The 22,347-nt window shown below is 42.1% G+C and carries 18 protein-coding genes; 6 read left to right on the top strand and 12 right to left on the bottom strand.

Annotation, left to right across the window (positions count from 1 at the left end):
* Nucleotides 1–4 precede the first annotated feature (4 nt).
* The 7 genes from HMPREF1548_RS18235 to HMPREF1548_RS18200 form a co-directional block, all read right to left on the bottom strand.
* Entirely contained in the window at nt 5–1,510 is a 1,506-nt protein-coding gene (locus HMPREF1548_RS18235) for an alpha/beta hydrolase domain-containing protein (RefSeq protein ID WP_021637906.1), read from the bottom strand.
* Between the two features lie 22 nt (nt 1,511–1,532).
* Nucleotides 1,533–2,498: an alpha/beta hydrolase gene (locus HMPREF1548_RS18230; RefSeq protein ID WP_055725926.1), complete on the bottom strand. Its 966-nt coding sequence runs from the start codon at nt 2,496–2,498 to the stop codon at nt 1,533–1,535.
* 459 nt (nt 2,499–2,957) lie between these two features.
* Nucleotides 2,958–3,800 carry an RNA polymerase sigma factor gene (locus HMPREF1548_RS18225; RefSeq protein ID WP_021637904.1) on the bottom strand — a complete coding sequence of 281 codons (843 nt, stop codon included), beginning with the start codon at nt 3,798–3,800 and terminating at the stop codon, nt 2,958–2,960.
* 138 nt (nt 3,801–3,938) lie between these two features.
* Entirely contained in the window at nt 3,939–4,244 is a 306-nt protein-coding gene (locus tag HMPREF1548_RS29120; RefSeq protein ID WP_286138133.1) for a hypothetical protein, read from the bottom strand.
* A gap of 270 nt (nt 4,245–4,514) precedes the next feature.
* Nucleotides 4,515–5,423 carry a helix-turn-helix transcriptional regulator gene (locus HMPREF1548_RS18210; RefSeq protein ID WP_021637901.1) on the bottom strand — a complete coding sequence of 303 codons (909 nt, stop codon included), beginning with the start codon at nt 5,421–5,423 and terminating at the stop codon, nt 4,515–4,517.
* A gap of 13 nt (nt 5,424–5,436) precedes the next feature.
* Nucleotides 5,437–5,802: an antibiotic biosynthesis monooxygenase family protein gene (locus HMPREF1548_RS18205; protein ID WP_021637900.1), complete on the bottom strand. Its 366-nt coding sequence runs from the start codon at nt 5,800–5,802 to the stop codon at nt 5,437–5,439.
* Between the two features lie 496 nt (nt 5,803–6,298).
* A complete protein-coding gene (locus HMPREF1548_RS18200; RefSeq protein WP_035322800.1) occupies nt 6,299–6,850 on the bottom strand; it encodes a TetR/AcrR family transcriptional regulator in 552 nt (183 codons plus the stop codon).
* 272 nt (nt 6,851–7,122) lie between these two features.
* Between HMPREF1548_RS18200 and HMPREF1548_RS18195 the strand changes: the two genes are divergently transcribed.
* Complete coding sequence (locus HMPREF1548_RS18195) at nt 7,123–7,896, top strand: hypothetical protein (protein ID WP_021637895.1); 774 nt, start codon at nt 7,123–7,125, stop codon at nt 7,894–7,896.
* 10 nt (nt 7,897–7,906) lie between these two features.
* Here the strand turns inward: HMPREF1548_RS18195 and HMPREF1548_RS18190 are convergent, their stop codons facing one another.
* Nucleotides 7,907–8,584 carry an ABC transporter permease gene (locus tag HMPREF1548_RS18190; protein ID WP_198168650.1) on the bottom strand — a complete coding sequence of 226 codons (678 nt, stop codon included), beginning with the start codon at nt 8,582–8,584 and terminating at the stop codon, nt 7,907–7,909.
* A gap of 346 nt (nt 8,585–8,930) precedes the next feature.
* On the opposite strand from HMPREF1548_RS18190, the gene HMPREF1548_RS18185 reads away from it, so the two are divergent.
* The 5 genes from HMPREF1548_RS18185 to HMPREF1548_RS18165 all read left to right on the top strand — a co-directional run bounded on the left by HMPREF1548_RS18185 (nt 8,931) and on the right by HMPREF1548_RS18165 (nt 14,849).
* Nucleotides 8,931–9,818, top strand: a complete 888-nt coding sequence (locus tag HMPREF1548_RS18185; RefSeq protein ID WP_198168649.1) for a helix-turn-helix domain-containing protein — start codon at nt 8,931–8,933, stop codon at nt 9,816–9,818.
* Between the two features lie 268 nt (nt 9,819–10,086).
* Nucleotides 10,087–11,733, top strand: coding sequence for an extracellular solute-binding protein (locus HMPREF1548_RS18180; protein WP_021637891.1), 1,647 nt, complete (start codon nt 10,087–10,089; stop codon nt 11,731–11,733).
* 247 nt (nt 11,734–11,980) lie between these two features.
* Complete coding sequence (locus HMPREF1548_RS18175; RefSeq protein ID WP_330413825.1) at nt 11,981–12,763, top strand: ABC transporter permease; 783 nt, start codon at nt 11,981–11,983, stop codon at nt 12,761–12,763.
* A gap of 15 nt (nt 12,764–12,778) precedes the next feature.
* Nucleotides 12,779–13,672: a carbohydrate ABC transporter permease gene (locus HMPREF1548_RS18170; RefSeq protein ID WP_021637889.1), complete on the top strand. Its 894-nt coding sequence runs from the start codon at nt 12,779–12,781 to the stop codon at nt 13,670–13,672.
* A 46-nt stretch (nt 13,673–13,718) separates the two neighbouring features.
* Nucleotides 13,719–14,849 carry a glycoside hydrolase family 88 protein gene (locus HMPREF1548_RS18165; RefSeq protein WP_021637888.1) on the top strand — a complete coding sequence of 377 codons (1,131 nt, stop codon included), beginning with the start codon at nt 13,719–13,721 and terminating at the stop codon, nt 14,847–14,849.
* A gap of 76 nt (nt 14,850–14,925) precedes the next feature.
* On the opposite strand, the gene HMPREF1548_RS29605 is transcribed toward HMPREF1548_RS18165, so the two are convergent.
* The 4 genes from HMPREF1548_RS29605 to HMPREF1548_RS18155 form a co-directional block, all read right to left on the bottom strand.
* Nucleotides 14,926–15,102, bottom strand: a complete 177-nt coding sequence (locus HMPREF1548_RS29605; protein WP_021637887.1) for a hypothetical protein — start codon at nt 15,100–15,102, stop codon at nt 14,926–14,928.
* Nucleotides 15,103–15,439: 337 nt separating this feature from the next.
* Entirely contained in the window at nt 15,440–15,574 is a 135-nt protein-coding gene (locus tag HMPREF1548_RS30620; protein ID WP_021637885.1) for a hypothetical protein, read from the bottom strand.
* A gap of 400 nt (nt 15,575–15,974) precedes the next feature.
* Entirely contained in the window at nt 15,975–16,130 is a 156-nt protein-coding gene (locus HMPREF1548_RS29600) for a hypothetical protein (protein ID WP_021637884.1), read from the bottom strand.
* Between the two features lie 153 nt (nt 16,131–16,283).
* Nucleotides 16,284–22,340 (bottom strand): hypothetical protein, encoded by a 6,057-nt coding sequence (locus HMPREF1548_RS18155; RefSeq protein ID WP_021637882.1) that lies wholly within the window; start codon nt 22,338–22,340, stop codon nt 16,284–16,286.
* Between the last annotated feature and the right edge of the window lie 7 nt (nt 22,341–22,347).

Here is a 22,347-nt window from a genome sequence, read left to right as displayed (position 1 = left end):
CTTGTTATTCCGGAACAGCAGCGTCCATTGCCTCCATAATAATTTCCGAAGCATCCTCCGGGAGGAGAAATCCGTTTTGGATCATCTCCATAACCGATTTTACAACCTTCCGCAGATATACATCGTGGGTTGGATAAAGCGACTTCAGTTTTTCCGGAGAAAAGGGCGTGATTATATTGCGGACGGCACCCGGTTCATCCTTCCAGGTATAGGTACAAACGGGAACATCCACGTAGGGAGAACGGACGCCGCCTTTGGGATTGCCATGCTCATCCAGCACGAATTCCGCATCCGGATATTCCCCTTCCATTTCGATATAGGCTGATTTCGGTGCGGGAATCCCATACCGGATCCATTTTTTCAGATGATCCAGCACTGCCCTGATTACATAATGGAACGGAATTTCCCCAAAATACCGTTCCAGGGGAAATTCCTTCCCCTCCCCATTATACTTCTGCAGATCCTCTGCACAGGGACAGACCGCCATATCCCAGTCCATACCCAAAGCGGCGCCCGCTATTTCGTACTGCCTGTGCTGCCGCCCGGGAAGATCGCTGTCCGGCCAGCGGTACATATAAGAATAACTGGGATGTATACCGCCGCCCCGCATGTCTCCCATGGTCTGTGTCCAGACAAGCGGCACATTGGTCATAATTTTGCATCTGTCATCATTGGCTTCAAAACGCGTCTCTCCGTTGCTGATGCAGCCGGGATAACCGGTCATATGGATGTGGAAGCCGTCAAAACAGGGGTTTTTGCCGTCAATCGTAGCAAACGGCTGAAGCGCGGCTGCATAAAGGGACAGATCACAGCCTGATGCCCCCATGCCGATCACATATCTGGCGGCTTTTCCTGAAATGCTGCTGCCGTACAAAGGATTCTGCAGAGTTTTTGATTTTAGAAGCGCCGCCGCCTGACTCATGGCATCGTAAGCCAGCCCGCTTTCAAACTCTCCGCTCTCCTTCGTCTCCATTTCCCCTGTCAGCGTCCTGCCCTGTTTTCTTTTGTCCGGAGGAACAGGATTGGGGAAACCAAGAGCGGTGTACCTTACTGCGTCAAATTTTTTTAAATTATCAACAGCGTTCTGCCGTATGGTAATGCCTACCCATACATCTCCCCTGGAAAGCATATATTCTGCGCAGTATCCCCAGCCTGCAAAGGCGCGTTCCGCCCCGGCGTAATTAAAAATCTCCAGTATGGCGAAATCACTTTGTTTATGAGGATCCCTGGGACGGCGTACCAGAATTCGCGTACAATAGCTTCCATCCTGACAACGGATTTTCGGATACAGCCCCACGTCATGATATTCATATACATTGGCATATCCGCTGATAAGATATTCCTCTTCCACATAACCGTATTTTTCCAGATCAAACGGCTTCTGCTGACGGTTTGCGGCATTAAAGGGATAGGATTCATCTGTATTGGGAAGCGGACCGGTCACCTTTGGGAGAGCAACCGGAAGCTTTTCTATTTCTTTCAGTTCTTCATAATAAACAGGCTGTCTCATGAGCTTTCCTTTCTTTCTGCGGTTACGGCACCAGCTTCTTTTTAAAGAAATTCAGTACGATATCATAATACCCTTCTCCTTTAAAGAAACCATGCCCCTGTCTGGGAACCAGGACAAAGGTGGCATCATGGCCGTATTTGAGCAGGGCGTCATAATAATTATAGGAAAATTCCGGCGTTACCGCCTGGTCAGAGTCTCCATGCATCAAAAGGTATGCCGGCTGTTTCTGATCCACATAAAAAATCGGGCTGATATCCATGGAAAGCTCAGGGGCCTGGCTGCCGGGCACTCCAAACATCTGCTCAAAAATTTCCCTCTGGGCTGAACTCTTTGGATCCTCCTGCTTCTCCAGCTGCCCGGGCATGAGAGTCAGCCGGATGCCCAGTTCCTCCGCCCGCGCCTGTACTTCCGGACAGACATACGCTCCCATGTGCGTCATATCCCCGCCGCAGTACCAGTCACAGACTGCTTTGACCTCGCTGCTGTATTCCTGCCACCCGCCGTTTCCTTCCAGGCGGGGATTCCCATAGGAAGCGCCCACCAGCGCCGCCAGCTGTCCGCCGGCCGATTCTCCCCAGATGCCGATACAGTCCGGATCAATTCCCAGTTCCCCTGCATGTGCTTTCAGGAAACGCACGGCGCACTTGCAGTCTTCTATCGGCGCGGGAAAGGGTTTCTCCGTTACCAGCCGGTACTCAATGCTGGCGCAGACAAAGCCCATGCGGCATGCCTGTACCAGGGCGTTCACAGGACGGTATTTTTTCGTCAGCTCAGGAATGCTCCATCCGCCGCCATGCACCCAGATGATAATGGGACGTTTTTTCTCCGTCTTTTCCTGAGGTATCATAAGATCCAGATACATGGGATGCTCCCCGCCCATTCCATAAGCCACATCCTCATAAAAATCAATTTTCTCCGCTTCCCAGTCCGCCTTGAATTCATCTGACACTCCGGTTTCCTCTCCGGATAATTTTTTCAATTCCAGCATTTTTTCTCCTCCAGTCATTTAACAAACTTCCTCATAATGAATATACTGAATTCATTTTAATGAAATAAGAAAATCAAAAATATACAAAAACAGATTTCCCATATCATATTTTCTGATATCATTTCTTTTCTTCTCTTGCTTTTTATATGCTGCCTTTTTCTATCTCCGATTTAATCTTTTTGAGAAATCAAACCGAAGTGTGGTGGTGATCGGATTCTTTTATCTGAGCTCCATTAATCAGCTGTTAATTTTCACAAGTTTCGACAAAAAAAAGAAACAGACCTTTTCTTAAGAATCTGTTTCAAATAAAACCTTCTTTATGCATTGATATACCATTCACAATTATCTTTTACAATAACATTTTTCCAATGAAAACGTCTCTCCTCAATCTTGGTGAAAATCCATTTTCTTCTTTCATCGTTTATGTAGGTTCCCGTGCTATCTATATCTCCGTGCTATCTATACCTCCGCCCTGATCACATCCATACTGCCGGATTTCAACAGCTTTTTAAGGAAACTCTTTGCATCTAAAGGAGAACGGTATTGAGGCAGCTGAGTGAAAACACCGGACAGTCTGTCCATCTCTTCCATCGCTTCTGTAAATTTTGCAGTATCATAATGGTCCAGCTTTTCCTGGGAGCTGTATTCAAGATTCCCGGGATTAAGTCTGTGCGTCAGGATTGCATATCCCACACGTTTCCGACAGTTACACTTTCCTGTACCGGAAAGCCCACAGTATTCCCCTAAAAATGAAGCTACCTTTTTACGGATGCGTGAAAGCCGCTGACGGTAGGCTTCGGCAGTTAACCCTAAGATTTCGCCGCACACCCTGCTGTCTGCCTTAAACATCAGCCCCAGCACATAGATACAGCGGCTTTCAGGATCCAGGCACTGAAGCATGACATTGGTGCAGGAAGCCTTTAATTCATCTGCCAGTATTTCCTCCTCCACCCCTTGCAGTAAATCCTCTGTATTTGGGACAAACCCCATATTGATGTCCTCGCCATAAAATTCAAAACTCAATGGCCGCTGTGCAAACATTGACTTTTTACAGTTGATAAGATAATTTGCAGCTACACGGTAAGCCCATGTGGAAAAGGCACTCTCCTTGCGGAACGTCGATAACTGTGTAATGATTTTAATCATGATTTCCTGCACGGCATCTTCTGCATCCTGAGGGCTTCCCAGCATTCGCAGTGAAAGATTATAAAGCATATCCTGAACACTTAGAAGAAGAGTTTCCAATGCTTTTTTATCGCCGTTTACCGCCTGGTCAATCAATTCCGGCTCTTTATTTTGCATGCTAATACCTCCATTTTTTTATATTATACCTTATTAGACAATGTTTCTGACCAGTTGTGACAAACAAAGTTATTATTTGCAAAAATTATATCATCCAAATTTGTCTCTCACTTTCATACAATTATCCTCCTCTCATTCTCACTCCGCCAGTACGGCGCCGCCGGCGGTATCGATTCCGGGGCAACGGCTCAACAGTTCTTCCTGGAGCGCCCTAGCTGATTCCAACACCTCCTGTTCACTCAGGCCGCCTGTCTTTGCAACGATGCGGATCCAGTCATCCACACTTTTTCCCATACCTTTTATCATTACAAAAATAAGCGTCCCGAATCCAAGAATCAGCAAAAGGAAAAAGACACAAATCCCGATTCCAACTCCCAGCATATCCTCCTGTTCATCCCGGATGAATTCCAGCACCCTGTTTATGGACCATACAAGCCCTGCCACGCTGCCTGCCAGGAAAACGCCTATAAATAAACAGGTTCAGGCCCGCATTGACCCCTTTCTGCGCCTTCTTATGGGCCATAAACACGGAGCCTTCCGGATAATGCTTTCTCCTGTACTCATCATTCATATGCTGTAAATACAATTCTCTGTTTTGAACTTCCATTTTTTATTTTCTCCCCGTATACCTTCCTGCGGTATCCTTTTTCTTATTAATTTACTTTCCCAAAGATATGGCAAAATTCAACTGTACACTGCTGTTTCAGTTATAATTCATCCGTACATGGCGAGTATCTTTTTTGCCTTTTCTTTTAAAATATCCCTTGCTTCAACAGGCTCAATTACTTCAACATACTCGCCAAATGAAAGCAGGTAAAGGAACGTCCAGTCACTGAGCTGGTATCTGAAAGATACTTCCAGCGTGCCGTCCTCTAATTTTTTAATATACTTTTCCTGAAATTCATCATAGACCTTATATGCTATCTTCTCAGAAAAATGCAATTTAAACATCGGAATATTATAATCCTCTTTATAAGCAGGAGTAATGGTAAAATCCTGCGGCAGTTCGCGTTCAAACAATTGATTTGTTATTTGAAGCTCCCTGATGCGGGACATTTTATAAGTACGGATGGCATTTTTATTCCGGGAATAAGCGACAAGATACCAGGCGTGTGATTTGAAAACCATTTTTAATAGCTCAACAGCCTGACTGGTTATCGTCAGCTCGGAATTAAAATACGTGAAGGTAATCACATACTTATTGATGATTGCACGCTCCAATGCCGTAATATTGAGCCGCTCCTTTTCCGGGCTTCCCCAATATGAGAAATCAATCTCCAGCCATTCTGATTGCATATTATGGCTGAACAGCCCGGCAACCTTGTTCAGGGCTTTATCAGCATCCGGATAATTGGAGGATTTCAGGATTTGCAATGCATGAATAATATTGTTTTGCTCCGCCTGCGTGAAATAGGACTTGTCCAATGAAAAGCCCTGCAGTAAGGACAGTCCTCCGTTATATCCCTTTTGTGATGTAATTGGTATGCCCGCGAGCGAAAGTATATTGATGTCCCTGTATATCGTGCGTGTGGAAACATTAAGTTCCTCCGCCAGCTGTCTGGCCGTTATATACTCATGGCTCAACAGCAGGAACACAATCTGAAGCAGTCTGTCTATCTGCATATCATCCCTCTTTTTACCTGTTTTCGCGGCACGAAAACAGCTCCTCCCCTAAATATTTATCATGCGGCGCTATCAGGCATTTTTCCATCGGCTTCCAATAGCTGCCGTAAAGATTTTTCTGCGCTGCCCCGTAGCTTTCCTTCGTATCAAACTCCCAATAAAGCATATACTTTACACTTTTTACAATGCGCGTGATTTTGAGAGGCGGCAGTCCTTCTTTAATCTGCTCCATGTCTATATGGTACTCTCTCTTCACAAACCGAAGCAAAAGCAGCCCCGGCTGCTTTTCCAAAAAAGCTTTGGCTTCAGACATAAGCGCCTCAAATTCATCGACCTTCTGCGGTTTGACCTGATAAATGCATATTTCAGCAAATGGCATATATAACTCCTCCTTTATTTTCAGGTTTATCTTATCATGAGGAATATGACATCAGTGTGTCATATTTTAAATAAATATTGTTATAAGTAATAATTCTATTTCTTCCAGGCATACCAGTTATGCTTACTTTAAATATATTTTGCAGGAAAAACATGGATATGATTGATAGAACCTGTTGCCGTTCTGCTTTTTGCAGCCGTAGTCACTGTTCAGGTAAATTTGAAAATTTCAAAGCGATATATGGAAGAATTGTTTTCTTCAAAAGATGATGAATGTGAGGGAGACAAAGATAATGAAAAATAAAAGAGCAATTTGTATTACAATCATCTGTGTATTGGGTGTAGTTATACTTCTGTTGTTGCTTTTTTCTCATTTGAACCACGGCAATCTATACAATGACAATCAAGCTATCGCAAACACAGAAGAGCAACGAAGGCTCCACAGGCAATCAGAATAATGAACCCGAACTTTCCCAAGGTGAATATGCGGTTATTCCTCATTGAGGTGAAGTAATTATTTGTTCCAGCAATTCTCCTACCTGAGCGGCTATTTCTTCAACCCCTCCATGAAATTGATCGAGTACAAAGGATTCCACTACCCCCAAAACAGCCATTCCCATAAATTTTAGAAGAACCTCCGTATTTCTTTTTCCTGAACTCTCTTCTAATTTATTATTCAGTTGGTTCATAATAAAATCCAGCAGACGATTACGGAAGGCTACCGTACTCTCTGTTGCAAACAACGCCGCGAAAAATGCCTTCCTCTCTTCAAAATAACGGAACCATATTACCGTGCCTTCAACAAACCCCTTATCTTTTTTCTTTTCACAAATGATCCCCAGTTCTTCCAGATGTTTATTTACAACCGCATTTAATAAATCATATTTATCAACATAATGAAGATAGAAGGTTTTTCGGCTGATATCCGCTTTTTCTGTAAGCTCTTTAATTGTAATCATGTCAAACCCGTCCTTCAGAAGCATTTCCAAGAAAGCATTCTGAATTGCCTTTTGTGATTTTAAAATCCTTCGATCTATATTTGTTTCCATATTTTCCTCCGAAATAATACACATATTTGACGGATATGAGTATTACTACATTATTTTAATAATCTGGTAATTGAATTCCATTACCCTATCCATTAATATACACATGTGTAATTATATTCGCAAGAGAACTTTTAAGCCTCAATTATTCCATTTCGACAAATCAGTGGCTTATTAATCCCAAAAGGAGCCATTTATTAACCGGAATTTTATCAGTAAACATTTTTAGGGCAATACTATGATAATTCAAAGTACATGAATACAGGAGGAAGAAAATGTCCAGAACTGCAGAAGAATTGATGACCCACCATATCGAATCTATGATGAAAATGAAGGAAAATTCAAATTTAGATGAGGCCTTAGCAGATTATTCAGAAGATCTCGTGGCAATAACCCGCCTGGATGGCCGTACAAGAACTATGGGATATGATACGCTTACCGATACCATGAGAAATGCTTTTACTTTTGCAACAAAGCTGGGAATGGATGTGGAGTCGGCTGTTGAAAAACTGGATATCCTTTTTCGTCAGAGTGAAGGCGGCTACATCACTCTTTTAGCCTCTTTAAAACCCTTTTCTTCATTTGCCTCCTTTACCTATATGATAGAAAATGATAAAGCCATTTATGTAACTGGTTATGCGAAAACTGCATTGTCTATGCCCTCTCTTGGCGTTAAGGCACACCCTTTTCCCGAAAATCCAGAAACTCTGGCCACTGTAGAAAAACATTTATCTAACCTCAGGAAACATGATGCTCATGCATTGCCGCAAGACTATGCCGATGACGCCATTATTTTAACCAATCTGAGTGAACGGCCTTACCATGGTACAGCAGCCATTGAATATTATTGTTCCAATCTGCTGGAAAAAGCCAGTGTGGAAATTGATGCTCTGACAGATCCCGATACGAAAATAATCGTAAAAGAAGCTGTTGCGGAAATTGCCTGCATTGTGTTCCAAAACAGGGCAAAAAAGAAATCCGGCGTAATGACCTATCGGGTTCAGCAAGGGAAAATTGTATTTGAATCAGCTATATTTCAAAATGGATGACCGATTTCATTTACTCATTCCGGATTGCCGCCAGCGGATTCATGTTCATCGCTTTCAATGCAGGGAAAATCCCTGCTGTTATTCCAACCAACGCTGCAAATATAAGCGCCGCTAAAGATAGCCAGGAGGGGATCCGTGAGATGTTGCTGCCCATATCACATCCAAGAACCTTCAGCACGCCTATTTCCTTTGTACGCTCATAAATTGACATTACCATTGTATTGGCAATTCCTATTGCTGCTACAAACAAGGATACAGCTCCGATACCGCCCAATACAGTCTGAATCATCTTTGATTGCTTTTCCGACTGTTCCAGCCATTCGATCTTGCCGACAGCCTGATACCCCGATTTATTCAGCAGTGTAAGCACCTCTTTCACATGCTTTACATTGTCCACATTTACTTCTATGCTATCATAAACAAAATAGGGCAGAGGCTTTCCATTTTTCATGGTTGGCCGCCCTGGGATTATCTTTTTCTTAAATATCTGCTTTAACCGTACCTTCAGAAGTTCCAGATCCGTATATACTGTGTATGCATAATCTGAATTCTTGCTCATCGTTTCATCAATAATCCCGGCTGAATTCAATGAATATTTTTTGGGCGGCTTAACAATGCTGTCCGTCCGGGAATTAAAATAAGCATCCACGTCAAAGACAACAAACATGGGCGTTTTCTCTAAATCCACTTTGGGAAATTCACCAAGTGCTCTGCTGTTGGGGAGGCAATGGCTAAAATATATTTATTCATTAGCTTCCATCAGGTACTCTGCAGTAAACCGTTTCCGAAAGCTTTTTGCATTTCATATCAGCATGCTTTTTTCCATCCTGCTTCATGGCAATCCGTCTGCAAGTCTAATCCATTCATTGTCCGGGCCAGGTTTCATACCACAGGCTTGATTGAAATAAGCAGCCACTAATTAATTCCGACTTTTGACACTCAAACCAGTTACTTATAAGGTGATTGATTTCTGAACGCAGTATGGATATAATCAAAATAGCTACAATTCATGAATAACGGAAGCGATGGAAATAATGGCGATAACTCAGAAAACGATTAACTATGAAACCACCGATTTTGAGAATTCGTTCCAATTGGTTCATAAGATAACAACCAAACGGTTTCAGTATGGAACTCATATTCATACCCGTTTTTATGAAATCCATTTTCTAATCAGGGGGGAAGTCGAGTTCGCTATTGATGAGATGAGGAAGAAATTGGAACATGGAGATGTTACGGTTATTGCGCCTGGTGAGATCCACAGGCCGTATATAAATGATAATAAAGAATATGAGAGAATAGTATTTCATATTTCAGATAATTTATTGACAGAACTGTCTACACCGCGTACCAATCTGCAGAGTATGTTCAGACGGGTAAAAACACACTTTATTCATTTTACGGATGAGGAACTTGAAGAATTTTTTATTCGTGCAAAAGAAATAAACAAATATGTAAGTAATCCGGAACAGCCAGGGGCGGATATCTTAATGCAGTCCTATCTGAATATCATTCTGATGCAGATACTTAATAAGCTTCAGATATCAGATGAAAATACAGGAGAAAATTATGTTGAGCTGTCTCCACTTATCGGAGAAGCAGTAGAATATATAAAAGGTCACCTGACAGAAGATATTTCGGTGCAGTCGGTCGCGGATCAACTGAATATAAGCCGTTCTTATTTAAGCCGTATTTTTAAGGAAAGAACCGGATATAGCCTGTGGAACTACGTGCTGTCCAAGAGGCTGATTCTGTCTCAGAAGCTTATTATGGAAGGTCGTTCTGTTACAGAAGCCTGCTTTGACTCGGGCTTCCGGGATTATGCACATTTTATCAAATCATTTTCCAGAACCTTTGGGATTCCACCAAAAAAATACAGGGAACAGACGATTAATCAAATAACAATAAATATTATAGTATAGGAAATCGAAGAGCGGTTCAAATCGAATCGCTCTTTTTTTGTACAGCTGAAATAAGGATTGCATCTTAAAAAGTACCATAGGGAGTTGTGTACAATATGACATAAAAAGGATGCAAAAAGCAATATGATCATAAAGTAATATGACTAAAATGTGTATTAACAAAACGTTTTGTAAATTTTAAAAAAGGCTTAAAATTGACATTTCTAAGAAGGTTTTAAATAATACACAATAATAATTTTGTATAAGACGAGGCGTATTGGAGGAAAATATGAAAAGAAAATTATGTAGTATTATACTCACTTTAGCCATGACAGCATCACTTTTGGCTGGTTGTGCAAGCGAAAAAACATCAGTGGATACAGAGGATAATGCACAGTCATCTGCCGGTCAGGTACAGCAGGAAATTGGTTCTGAAGAGGCTGCTTCCGAAGTGACCACATATCCCATCGACACAGATACCACATTTACATACTGGGGTGTTTTGAATGGAAATGTCTCAGCAAACTTTAACAGTCTGGGAGACACAGAAATTGCGAAGATGTGGCAAGAAAATACAGGTGTTACAATCGAATTTCAGCATCCCACGGCAGGGCAGGATAAGGAGCAGTTCAATTTGATCATTGCTGATGGAAACTATCCAGATTTCTGGCATTATACATGGTCTAATTCCAGCACCTATCCCGGTGGACCTGAGAAGGCAATTGCAGACGGAGTTATCCTGGATCTTACTGATTTGATTAACAATTACTGTCCTAACCTGAAAGCATATTTGGAAGCAAATCCGGATGTGGACAAGCAGGTAAAGACAGATTCCGGAAAATATTACTGCTTTCCCAGCATAAAGGAAATTGATGAAGGCTGTACCTGTATGGGGCCAATGATCAGAAAGGATATTTTGGATGATCTGAGACTGGAACTGCCGGAAACCATTGAAGAATGGCATGATGTACTAACTGCATTCAAAGAAAACGGTGTTGAAATTCCTCTGTCCTGGTATTACCCGGATAAAGGCAGGACCTTTGGATATGCTTGGGGAACGCCGGAAACCTTCGTTGTGGATGATGGGAAATGTGTATATGGTCCTTCCAAGGCAGCATATAAAGATTATCTTACAACAATGAAGCAATGGTATCAGGAAGGACTTCTGAATCCTGATATGTTTTCGGGAGGGGAGGATTTGACCAATACCATGTTGGCTTCCGGAAAAATCGGAGCGACCATGGCATGGACAGGTGGAACGCTCCAGACGGTAACTCTTTTACAGAGACCGGAAAATCCTGATTATGAATTGTCGGCATGCAAATGGCCCGTACTCAATAAGGGAGACAAACCTATGTACGGTTTCCGTAATACCAAGTTTTTTGATGGCGGCATTGCTATCGGCGGAACCTGCAAAGATCCTGTTCTTGCGGCAAAAGTGCTGGATTATGGGTACAGCGAAGATGGATATATGATGTTTAACTTCGGAAAAGAAGGCATTTCCTATACAATGGAAGACGGTAAACCGGTATACACGGATATTATTAAGAATAATGAAGATGGTTGGCCGGTGGGACAGGCAATGGCCAAATATATCATGGCCTGCTACAATGGACCGTTTGTACAGTCAGGAGACTATCAGCTTCAGTATTTTAACATCGATGAAGCAAGAGATGCCATGTATACATGGAACGACTGCGGATCTGATGAGACAACTCTTCCCACCATCTCTCCTACCGAAGAAGAAAGTGTGGAATATGCAACGATTATCAACGAAATGAATACTTATGTGGAAGAAATGACATCAAAGTTTATTTTAGGCACTGAGGATATTGAAACGGGCTTTGATAAATATATCGAAACCCTGAACCAACTGGGACTGGAACGGGCTACAGAAATCATGAACAATGCATTGGAACGCTTTAATAATAGATAATCCGGCGAATCAAACGGGAAGAGGAGATGCTTCTTCCCGTTTTCTATCGGGAATACCGATGAAAAACACTTCCAACGACGTATGGTGAGAGGTAATTGGAATGAAAAAAAAGAATGAAAGTAATTTTGGAATAAGGGTAAAAAAGGATTGGCGGAAAAATAAGAGCTTGTATCTAATGATCATTCCGGTATTCATTTTTTATTTCCTTTTCATGTATAAGCCTATGTATGGAGTAATTATTTCCTTTATGAATTATTCACCTGCCAGAGGGATTTCAGACAGTCCGTGGGTAGGATTCGACAATTTTATCCGTTTTTTCAACAGTCCCTATTTTTACAGATTAATCCGTAATACCCTTTTACTGAGTCTGTACAGTCTGATATTTTGTTTTACCGCACCTATTGTACTGGCACTTTTGTTAAATGAAGTTACCTGCAAGCCATTTAAATCCGTCGCACAGACCTTAAGTTATCTTCCTCATTTTATTTCTATGGTAGTGGCAATCGGGATTGTGAAGGAATTCTGTCTTTCAGATGGGCTGATTAATGATATTATTGTATTTTTTGGAGGAGAACGTTCCGCACTTCTGCAGAATCCATCTTTATACAGAACTATCTACATCATATCCGATATCTGGCAGGAAGTGGGATGGGGGTCAATTATATATCTGGCCGCATTATCAGGAATCGATTCACAGCTGTATGAAGCTGCTTCCATTGATGGAGCCGGAAAACTGAAGCAGATGCTTCATGTTACAGTGCCGGGTATTATGCCTACAGTAATTATTATGTTCATTCTGCGTATTGGTGCACTGATGAATATGGGTTATGAAAAAACCATACTTCTTTATAATTCCTCCACCTATGAAACGGCAGATATTATTTCTTCCTATATATATCGTTCTGGTTTACTGGAACAGAACTGGAGTTATTCGACGGCCGTAGGACTTTTTAATTCCGTTATCAACTGTATTCTTCTTGTGGTTGCCAATAAGCTGAGCAAGAAGGTCACAGAAACAAGTTTATGGTAATGGAGGGGAAAGGAAATGAATATGAAAAAAAATAAAGTAAAAAAATCGGCTCCAGTTTATATATTCCAGACATTTAACTATATTTTCTTGGCTGCGTTGGTACTGCTTTGCCTTTATCCAATGTGGTACTGCCTTATGGCATCCATCAGTAATCCGGGAGCCATGATGCGGCATATGGGCCCTTTGCTACTGCCTAAAGGTTTTTCACTGGCATCTTATGGGAAGGTGTTTGCTAATCCCAATATAATCAGCGGTTACAAAAATACTATCTTTATTTTGGTGGTTGGCGTAATCCTCTGCCTTCTGATGACCTCTTTGGGGGCTTATGTGTTATCACGTAAAGATTTATTATTCAGGAAACCGCTAATGATGATTATTATGTTCACCATGTTTTTTACAGGAGGCCTGATTCCTACATATCTGAATTTAAAGGAACTGCATTTAACTAACAGCCTGTGGGGACTAATCATTCCTTTTCTTGTAAATACATTTAATCTGATTATTCTGAGGACTTCTTTCGAATCCATTCCTGACAGCCTCATAGAGGCAGCGCAGATTGACGGAGCGAGCCATTGGAAAATTCTTATTAGTATTGTTCTTCCTCTGTCGAAGGCAACGCTGGCAGTTATGGTACTTTATTACGGTGTGGAAAAATGGAATGGCTGGTTCTGGGCTTCTGCCCTTATCAGAAACAGGGAATTACTTCCCCTGCAGGTAATACTTCGGGAAATACTGCTTTCTTCCACACAGAGTATGCAGACCGGCGCAGGAGCAGGTGACACGGAGGCTATAGGGGCCACTATCCGGTATGCAACAACGATAGTAGCCACAGTTCCTATTTTATGCGTATATCCTTTTGTACAAAAGCATTTTACAAAAGGCGTTATGGTAGGGGCTGTTAAAGAATAAGAAATAAGTCAAAACAGGAATAGAGTATAAAAAGGCAGGTTAGTTTATGAGAAACGAAGAACAGGTTTGGCTGGAAAATCTTTATGACAGACTTTGCTTGAAAATAAAGGCGGAATGCGAAAGAACAGGATCTGGAATACCCTATATTCCGGAGGGCGGCGCTTATTATGATATGGGAAAAGAGAATATCGCATGGTGGACGAATGGATTCTGGCCCGGAATATTGTGGCAGATGTATACAGCAACCGGAGAAGAACTATACAAAAAAAATGCGGAAGCAGTTGAACAGCGGATGGAACAGATGCTGGAAGAGTTTGTCGGTTTAGATCATGATGCCGGGTTCTTGTGGCTGCTTTCAGCAGTTGCAGATTATCGGATTACAGGGAATAAACGCTCCTGTATAAACGCACTTCATGCTGCCAACATACTTGCAGGAAGATTTAATCCGGCAGGAGGATTTATCCGTGCATGGGGATGTGAAGGAAGCAGTGAAAAAAGCGGCTGGATGATAATTGATTGTCTGATGAATCTGCCTCTTTTGTATTGGGCATCGGAACATACAAAAGATCCAAGATATAAAAATATAGCTATAATGCATACAGATACAGCTATGAAGTACCTGCTTAGGAGCGATGGTTCCGTTTATCATATAGCCAACCTGGATCCGGAAACGGGTGAATTGGTAGGATACCCCGACTGTCAAGGGTATTCCTCTTCGGCTTCCTGGTCAAGGGGACAGGCATGGGCGTTATATGGGATGACATTGGCGCATCTGCATACAGGCAATACGAAATATCTGGAAGCAGCTAAGTGCTGTGCCCACTATTTCATTGCCAATACGGTGGCAACCGGATATGTACCATTATGTGACTTCAGAGCTCCTTTAGAACCGGTAATATATGATACCAGTGCGGGTGCGATTGCAGCCAGCGGTCTGCTTGCGTTAAGCAGGCAGGTTGCTGCAGAAGAAAAAGAGATGTACACAGATGCGGCAATCAAAATATTGAAAGCACTGGATGAGAAACATTGCAACTGGGATATCCGGACGGATTCACTTTTGGCGCAGGGATGTGTGGCTTATCACAGCAGGCAGACGGACGTTCCATTGATTTATGGCGATTATTTTTTTATAGAGGCGGTTACAGGTTTATTGGAAAACGGAATTTTTATGTGGTAAAAACATATTTGTAATGCAGGACCCCCTGAATAAAATATAAAATTTTTCCATAGACTGTTTCAAAGTTTGTGTAAATTCAAAAAACTGAAGTAAAATAAGTTGATAGTTCCGAAAGGGCAAAGCCATTTTCCCGGGCTTTGCCCTTTGCTTGTATTATAATACTGATTCTCCCCAAAAACACTTTTCCCTCAAGAAACTCCGACTTCATTATTTCTAGTCTTAAATGTTCCAGCTGTTTTCTTAAGTTTTTCATGCCAACCTTCTTTATCGTCAAACTGTCATCCAATAAAAAAGCAGTTAAAGCTTCGTTTCATTACTACTACAGATCACATTCCATAAAATGGGTTGCTGTCATACCGGATTCAGACAAATCCATCCCTAAAAATACAGTGCTGCAGGAAATCTCCCTCAGCGCCATAAAAAACAAGCCAGCTTATGTTATCTATGTACTGGTTGTGGCCTATTCATCTGAAAATATCATGCTCCCGGATTGAGCGGATTGCCTGCCAGAGTGTATTACTCTGGCCATGCAGATGATAAGGATGGGTGACTTTATGTTAATGGAACGTAACACACGTCCCTGATGTCGGCTATTCTGAATTATGGATATACCACACATGACCGATATTCCTGGAGATTACTGTCACATCATACTTATCCGCTCGGATAATGGTAAAATACGCCAGTTCAATGCTACTTAGATTCTTCTCTGTAAACAGCTTCAAACCGCCTTCCTGAAATATAGGTCCAGAGCTTTTTCCATAATCTCTTACAATTCTTCTTCAACAGCTTCTTAACTTCGGTTCCCTATACTATTTTCATTGACAGTAAGGCGTTATCCCTGCTCTTCATTCTCCCTGATCCGGCGGTACTCCTCCATATCAATCCAGATCTTTACCGTAGTATCAGGTTTTCGTTTGCTCAAGAGGCACACAGTCTCAATCCCCTCTGAATGTATAAAGATGATGTTAATTTCTCATATTGTTATTAATTTGCCAAACCTATTTTTATCAAATATATCTATAAACACCAGGAAACTCATCCCGCTATTTTCAGTATTCTATCCAAATATCTCGCAGTCTGAGAGTCTTACATTCTAAAAAACATAACGTAGTATCATTATTACTATTTATTCCCCCTGTTTATATTATAAGTTTCGGTATTTAAATTCGTACCATTGCTTCTTTTCCACAAATTATATATAGGCGTTTGCGAAAGCGTATTTCTTTCTGTTTCTTTCATACGAGCATAATATATTTCTTCCTCTTTATAATTTTCCATTAAAATGCAACATCCCCATTGAATTCAATCTGCCCTTCCCCGCCAATCTGGTGGAAAAGAAGGCGCTGAAAAAAAGGAACGGCACCGTTGTGGAAAACCTGCTTGCGCGCTATCACCTGATCTGAGAAAAAATGCAACACCTTCTGTTAAAAACTATTGTATGATAATGTTATATGGAACCTGATACCTCTCTTCCCCTATTTTCATAGTAAAAAGGATTCGGTAGGTGCCGGGGGCCAAAGCTGACGGCATTGTAACCTCAGCGCTTCTTTCCGATCCGCTCTCCGTGATTTGATAAGCTATGGCTCCCCCTTTCCACAATTCATAGTCCTGCCCCTTTTTGGAATATAGCTGTATCTCAAATTCTGGATTCTGTATCCCGGCCGCTGCCTGTAAATGAAAGCTAAGTTTGGCTCCCTGACTCACAATACGGCTGCTGTTCTCAGGCGTCTGTGCTATCTTAAATCCGTAACTCTCGTCTTTATCCTTCACGACTGTTAATGAAAACGCCTTCTCAGTCTCCGGATCGCCGGGTGCAATGCTCCCCTCCAGAGGCGAACAGTAAACCTGGGCTTTTATTGAATAAGTACCCTCTTTTATCCCCCATTTGTCCATTGACAGGGTGGCCGCGATCTCTTTCTCGATTGTATTTACCTGCGCTACCGGAATCAGACCTTTGTTCTCCACCGTATCATATCTCTTTCCATCGTATTGAAAAGAGGCACCTGCCGGATAGTTTAATGTCTTTCCCTCAGCATCATAAAGCATAAAAGCAATGGTGATAAAATCATTTTTATGAAAAGTATCGTTTCCGGTAAGCGACTCACTTTTTATGGTTACCGGAAGCTGAAGCGTCCCTTTGCTTTCCATTTGTATCTCATTGGATGAAGAGGATATCATAAACGTTCTTCTGCTCGAGGTACGCCACATAACTTCCTCACTCATAAAAGCACCCGATGCGGAGGAATTCTCTGCCTTTACAGGATATACAAGTTTTAGCTTACAGTCACTCGAGGGCGTGCTCTCGGTCTGCGCATAATCTATTACAAACACAAGTTTACTATCCATCCCAAGTGAACCCAGTTCAAACGGACTGCTCCCATCGCTCAAATTTAAGAAGGAGCTCAGCTCTATTTTTGTTGTCGTCTCATTTCCGACTTTATAAAAGTAATAGTCCGGCTTCGTGCTTTCCGTAATATTGGCCATAATGATATTCAAGTCCTTCGAAAATGTTCCTTCTATATAAGGCATTTCATAATACTGCTGCAAATAGTTAAAGATATCGAATTCAACACTTATGGCACTGTCAGAGGTGATCAGCGAGTCGGATTGGCCCACATCTACACCTGCAAATTTTTTCCCCCATCCGGTTTTGGCGCTGATATCTCCGTCAGCCATGGTTTTCCCAACCGTTCGGATGTTTATAACCACAGTAATTTCGACCTTTTTTCCTTCTGCCTCATCCGTTTCAAACACCGCGGTCACCTTCCCCACATTTGAGTTAGTAGATAATGCTATGGTACAGGATAAGGCAATCGACAGAGGCGTTCCTTCGCTTGCATCGTGTGGTATGTTTCCAAGGCTTACCAGGCTTCCCTGTTCTGCAGCCGGCTCCAATATATCCTGTGCCGTACCACTCCCCAGCTGAGCGTTCAGGCAGAAGTGTTGATCTCCCCAGCCGCTGGAATCCTTCATATGATTCCCGAGTTCTTCCGTACTTACTAGCTCAAACTTATTTCCTTCTACGCCTTCTACAGTCACCCGCGCCAGCTTTAAGTCCATATCTGTGCTGTAGCTGGGAACCATAAGCTTCATTTCCTTTACGGCACCCTCCGGCGTTTTCCCTTCAACAACTCCCGTTAATGTAACCGTTTTTTCGATTTTGTAAGGGTGTATGGAAAATGTCACCCCATTCGCCTGGGTATAGCCTTCCGAAGATCTTTCTCCAAGCACATATCTCTGCATACCGTAAGACATCCACTCAAAGCTTCCGTCATCCGCTGCGTTTTCCGCATTCCAATCCAGTTTTAACGTTAGCGCACATTTTTCTCCCGGTAAAATTTTACGCTCTCCTTCCATTTCCCTGACTATAACTTTAATGCAGCGCACCTTACTCCAATCATTGACCTCACTCTCGTTTATAAATTCAGCGTAACCACCCTCAGTTGAAAAATCCGCACGTCCATTATTATACTTGCTGCTGTCTGCATCCGTGCTGTATCTTACCTCATATTTGTCTGAAGAACTTTTCAGCGTTACCTGCCCTTTCAACGAAAATGAAAAGTCAGCCATCTTGCCCCCGCTCTTTTCTGACAGTGCAGCCCCCTTTTGGGGTAATTCTATAATGTAAAAAAACTTCTCTGCATCAACATAGCCTGAGTCCTGATTGGCAAATGAAATCCGATAATCCAGCGTCCCTTTATCACCGATAAATGTATACTCTTTGCTGAACTCGCTGTCCTGCTCTCCTTTTATCTCTGCCCCAAATTTTATCATCGGCGCCGCTGCGGCAACAGTGAATGCTGTTTGAATCTCAGGACTTGAGGAGTACGACATATATGTCTTTGATTTGCTAAATGAATCATTTTCAAGCGTAGTATTACAATTATATATGCTCCATCCTCCTGACTGTGTTTTCAGCATCGCATCCTTGGCAGAAACCAAAACTAAATCCCGCAGATTATAGCGTCTGATCGATGACAAATTAGACGCCGCCTTAAGCGTAAAAGATAGTTTTATGGTTCCCTTACCGTCAATTCCATTCTTACTAAGCTGTTCATCATAATAGCCGATCAGTACCTGAGCCCCGGAAAGAGTAATTGGAATAATCTGATACCCGCTTTCTTCATGGGAACTCTGTATAACAGGCGAAATCCCGGAAATATTCACTGAAACAGAGCTCTCAATCAGTGACAATTCACCTTTGGGAAGACGCAGATAATAAACAGGTTCTTGAATCGCTGTTGTACTAGAGTAAGGATAGCTGCTCATGCCTAACTCAGCCTCAACTTTTATGGTTCCGCCTGCCGATATGGAATTTCCTTCCGGGAGAGGCGTTTTATCCACCAGTCCCATGGTAACATAGTTGTCACCTCCCTTTGCAAAAACAGAATAGGTTTTAGAAACTATCGAGGAGGTGGCCGCTATTTCTTCCGTATTCTTAATCTCAAGGGTCACATCAAGCAGTTTCTGATTCTCCGTAAGCGTCCCGGTACTGGTTAATTGGCCATAAACCATGCCGCCGGAGGAACCGGGCGAGGAACTATTATAAAATATTTTCTGGGTTTCAAATTTTTTTACCTGATAAGTAACCGTTTTGAAATAATATCCCTTTTCTGTCATAGTAGCATCGCGGAATAGAATCACACCGCTTTCGTCATACGCCCCCGGAATCAAATAGGCCGTCCCCTTGTAAGCAACATCATTACCGTTCTCATCCATACAGGCATAGGAAACTTCAATTTTATCCTCGTTATTAAGCACACAATTCTCTTTTTTGGGCATCACAAGCCTGAAGGTTGTCACCCCCAGCCCCTGGCCGCCCTGAATCATATATGTTACCGTTTTTTCGCCGGAATCCGTTGCTCCCTGATTCCCAACTTCAAATTCGGCAACCGGATATGTAACCCCGGGATATGCTTTCATCGGGAAATTCTGATATGTCTCCACTCCCTTTTCATCTATGACCATCGCATCCGTATTGCCGAGTGTAAAGGTAACGTCTCCTGCCACATTTTGAGTCCACTCATACTTTTCTCCGTAAAGCCCCTGCACCCATATTTTAGGTTTCGGATATGTAATTATGTCGCCCACCGAAAAAGCGTCTTGTCCGGAGGGAAATTTATATCTCCCGTTGATGAAAGGCTGCGAATAGGAAAAAAAAGCATTTTCATAAATTAATGTAGTCGTATGATTCGTATCATCACGCACTACTTTCGCACCCGCCGTCAGTTCACTGACGGATGCCGAATTCTGAAAAGAAACATATTCAGCATATCTCTTTTCCTCGCCTACTATTATATACGGATCCTCCTGTATCAGCCGCAGTTCCTTCCAAAACAAGTTAGGCGTAGCATTCAGATCATGCAGCCGTCCGCTGTAAACATAATGTTTTCCCACATAAATTTCTTTCTCCAAAGGCTTGGCAAAAGCCAAATTTGGTTCGCTGTTATAGTAACAATAATAATTCTTTTTCGCATTTTTATCTGAATCTGTCTTACAGCTTTTTATTTGATCCAGGATGCAGCTTTCATTCAAACACTTCGAGGTCACCGTTACTGCCTTCACCGTATCACCGGTAATACTTTCGTCCGGCTTCTTATTCCACAGCTGTTCATCATAGCCTATTGCAATTTCCAAACTCCCTTTTTCCTGCTTTAAAACATACTTGAGAACGCCGCCCTTATTTTTAAGCTTATTATTATTGTTCTCTATTTCAGTGTAATCCCTTGGTATAAAGGTGCAGCTGGCGATTCTCTCAGGATCCGTTGCTTCCGTTGGATATCCTTTTGACTGCGTATTATAAATCAGACCAATCGGAATGGAAACCTCTATATCCTTTTCTCCCGTTGTCCCGGTAAAATCAAAGTCCACCCTGAGAGTTCTAAACTCGGAATAACCCCACTCTTCGGAGACAGCAAGCACAGTATCACTCCCGGAGCGCAAAGAAACGCTTTGATTCTGGCTGTCATAAACAGCCGCCGTCAATTTACTGTTTTCATTCAAAGAAAAAACGCCGGCTTGGGCTAAAACAAACTGATCGGCTTCCCTGTCCGCTTGAATCCTGATTTCATTTCCATTCCAATCAACAGCGGTGGCTTCCGGCTGCGGATAGATTACAGTATCCCCTTCCTTAAAAAGAGTGGGAGAAAAAATATAGCCCGGGTTTATGCCTGGCTCCCTATTTGTGAAACTAATATTATTCCATGTTATACTAACGGTATGTTGCTCCTCATTATATACAACTGTACCTCCCTCAGGTATACATTGTACTTCTTCCCCATTATATTTTGCATATACTTTTGCTTCTTGTTCGTCCAAACGGTAAGGCAATTCCTGCGTCAGACAAAATGACTTCCAATATTGATTCGGCGTAGTATCCGGATTCTTCTTTCGATGAAGGGTAATTCCATGTTCTCCCATCATAACCGGGGCTTCACCCGGATTAATGACTTCCGGTTTTGTTCCTTCTAACGCAGCCACTTCATATCCGCTGTCAGAGGTGGAAGTATGAACTTTATTTAATACCTTTATTACTTCTTTATCTCCCGCCGTCATTTTGACAGTTATCGCTGTAGCATCACCTGTAATATCAGCTCCAGCCTGTTTATTCCATAAACTCTCATCGTATTGAACGGAGATTTTAATATCGACTTTTTCTGCTGAATTGGCTATCTCATACGAAAGAATTCCACCCGCAGAAGTGCTTTCATACCCTTCTGGCAAACTGCAAGAATTATAGGTGCATAAGGCAATGCCTGTGCCTTCCGTTGTATATCCTTCCTTGACAAAAATCATTCCCGCCGGCATTTCTATTTCTATTTTTTTGATTCCTTCTGTATTTGTAAAGTCCCCCTGGATCTTCAAGGTTCTTATTTCGTCATAAGCCCAATCTTCTGCAATCACGTCATTTTCATCAGAGGATACGAGTGAAATTGAGTTACTTTCATCTTCTTTAACAAGTATTACTTCAAGGCAGGGTTCTCCCTGAACCTTTTCCGTTAATAACGCAGATTTTTGCACTCTAATAGAATTTTCCGAAACAGATATCTCTGTTTCCGTTTCCATGCTTACGGATTCCGTTGTTTCAGTCTCTTCAATGAAGGCCGATTCTGTTTCCTCTATGGAGATTGTTTCTTCAGTGCTTGTAACTTCTTCACTAGATTCCATTATATCGGCAGTCTCTGTTGGTATTGTTGAAGCTTCACCGGATGGTTCTTCCTCCGCTGGCTGTTTATTACTGTTACTTTCATTCTCTGAAGATGAATCAGCTTCTTCTATATCGGAGCCAACATTTTCTTCAACAGCTGGTATTTCAACGTTTTCTGTATCAGGACTAACGTCCGTTGACATCGTACTGACAGGTTCTCCTTCAGTATTGATTTCAGCTGCCACAACAGTAATAAGACGTTCTGCCATCCCCGTACTGATAATCAACACTGTCAAAAAAATACTGAGTATACGCATCCATTTTCCGGTTGTATTATTCATCAAAATT

Source organism: Clostridium sp. KLE 1755, assembly GCF_000466465.2.
Lineage (GTDB): Bacteria > Bacillota > Clostridia > Lachnospirales > Lachnospiraceae > Eisenbergiella > Eisenbergiella porci.
The sequence above is the reverse complement of the archived record's forward strand: the minus strand, read 5'-3'. Positions and strand labels throughout refer to the sequence as shown.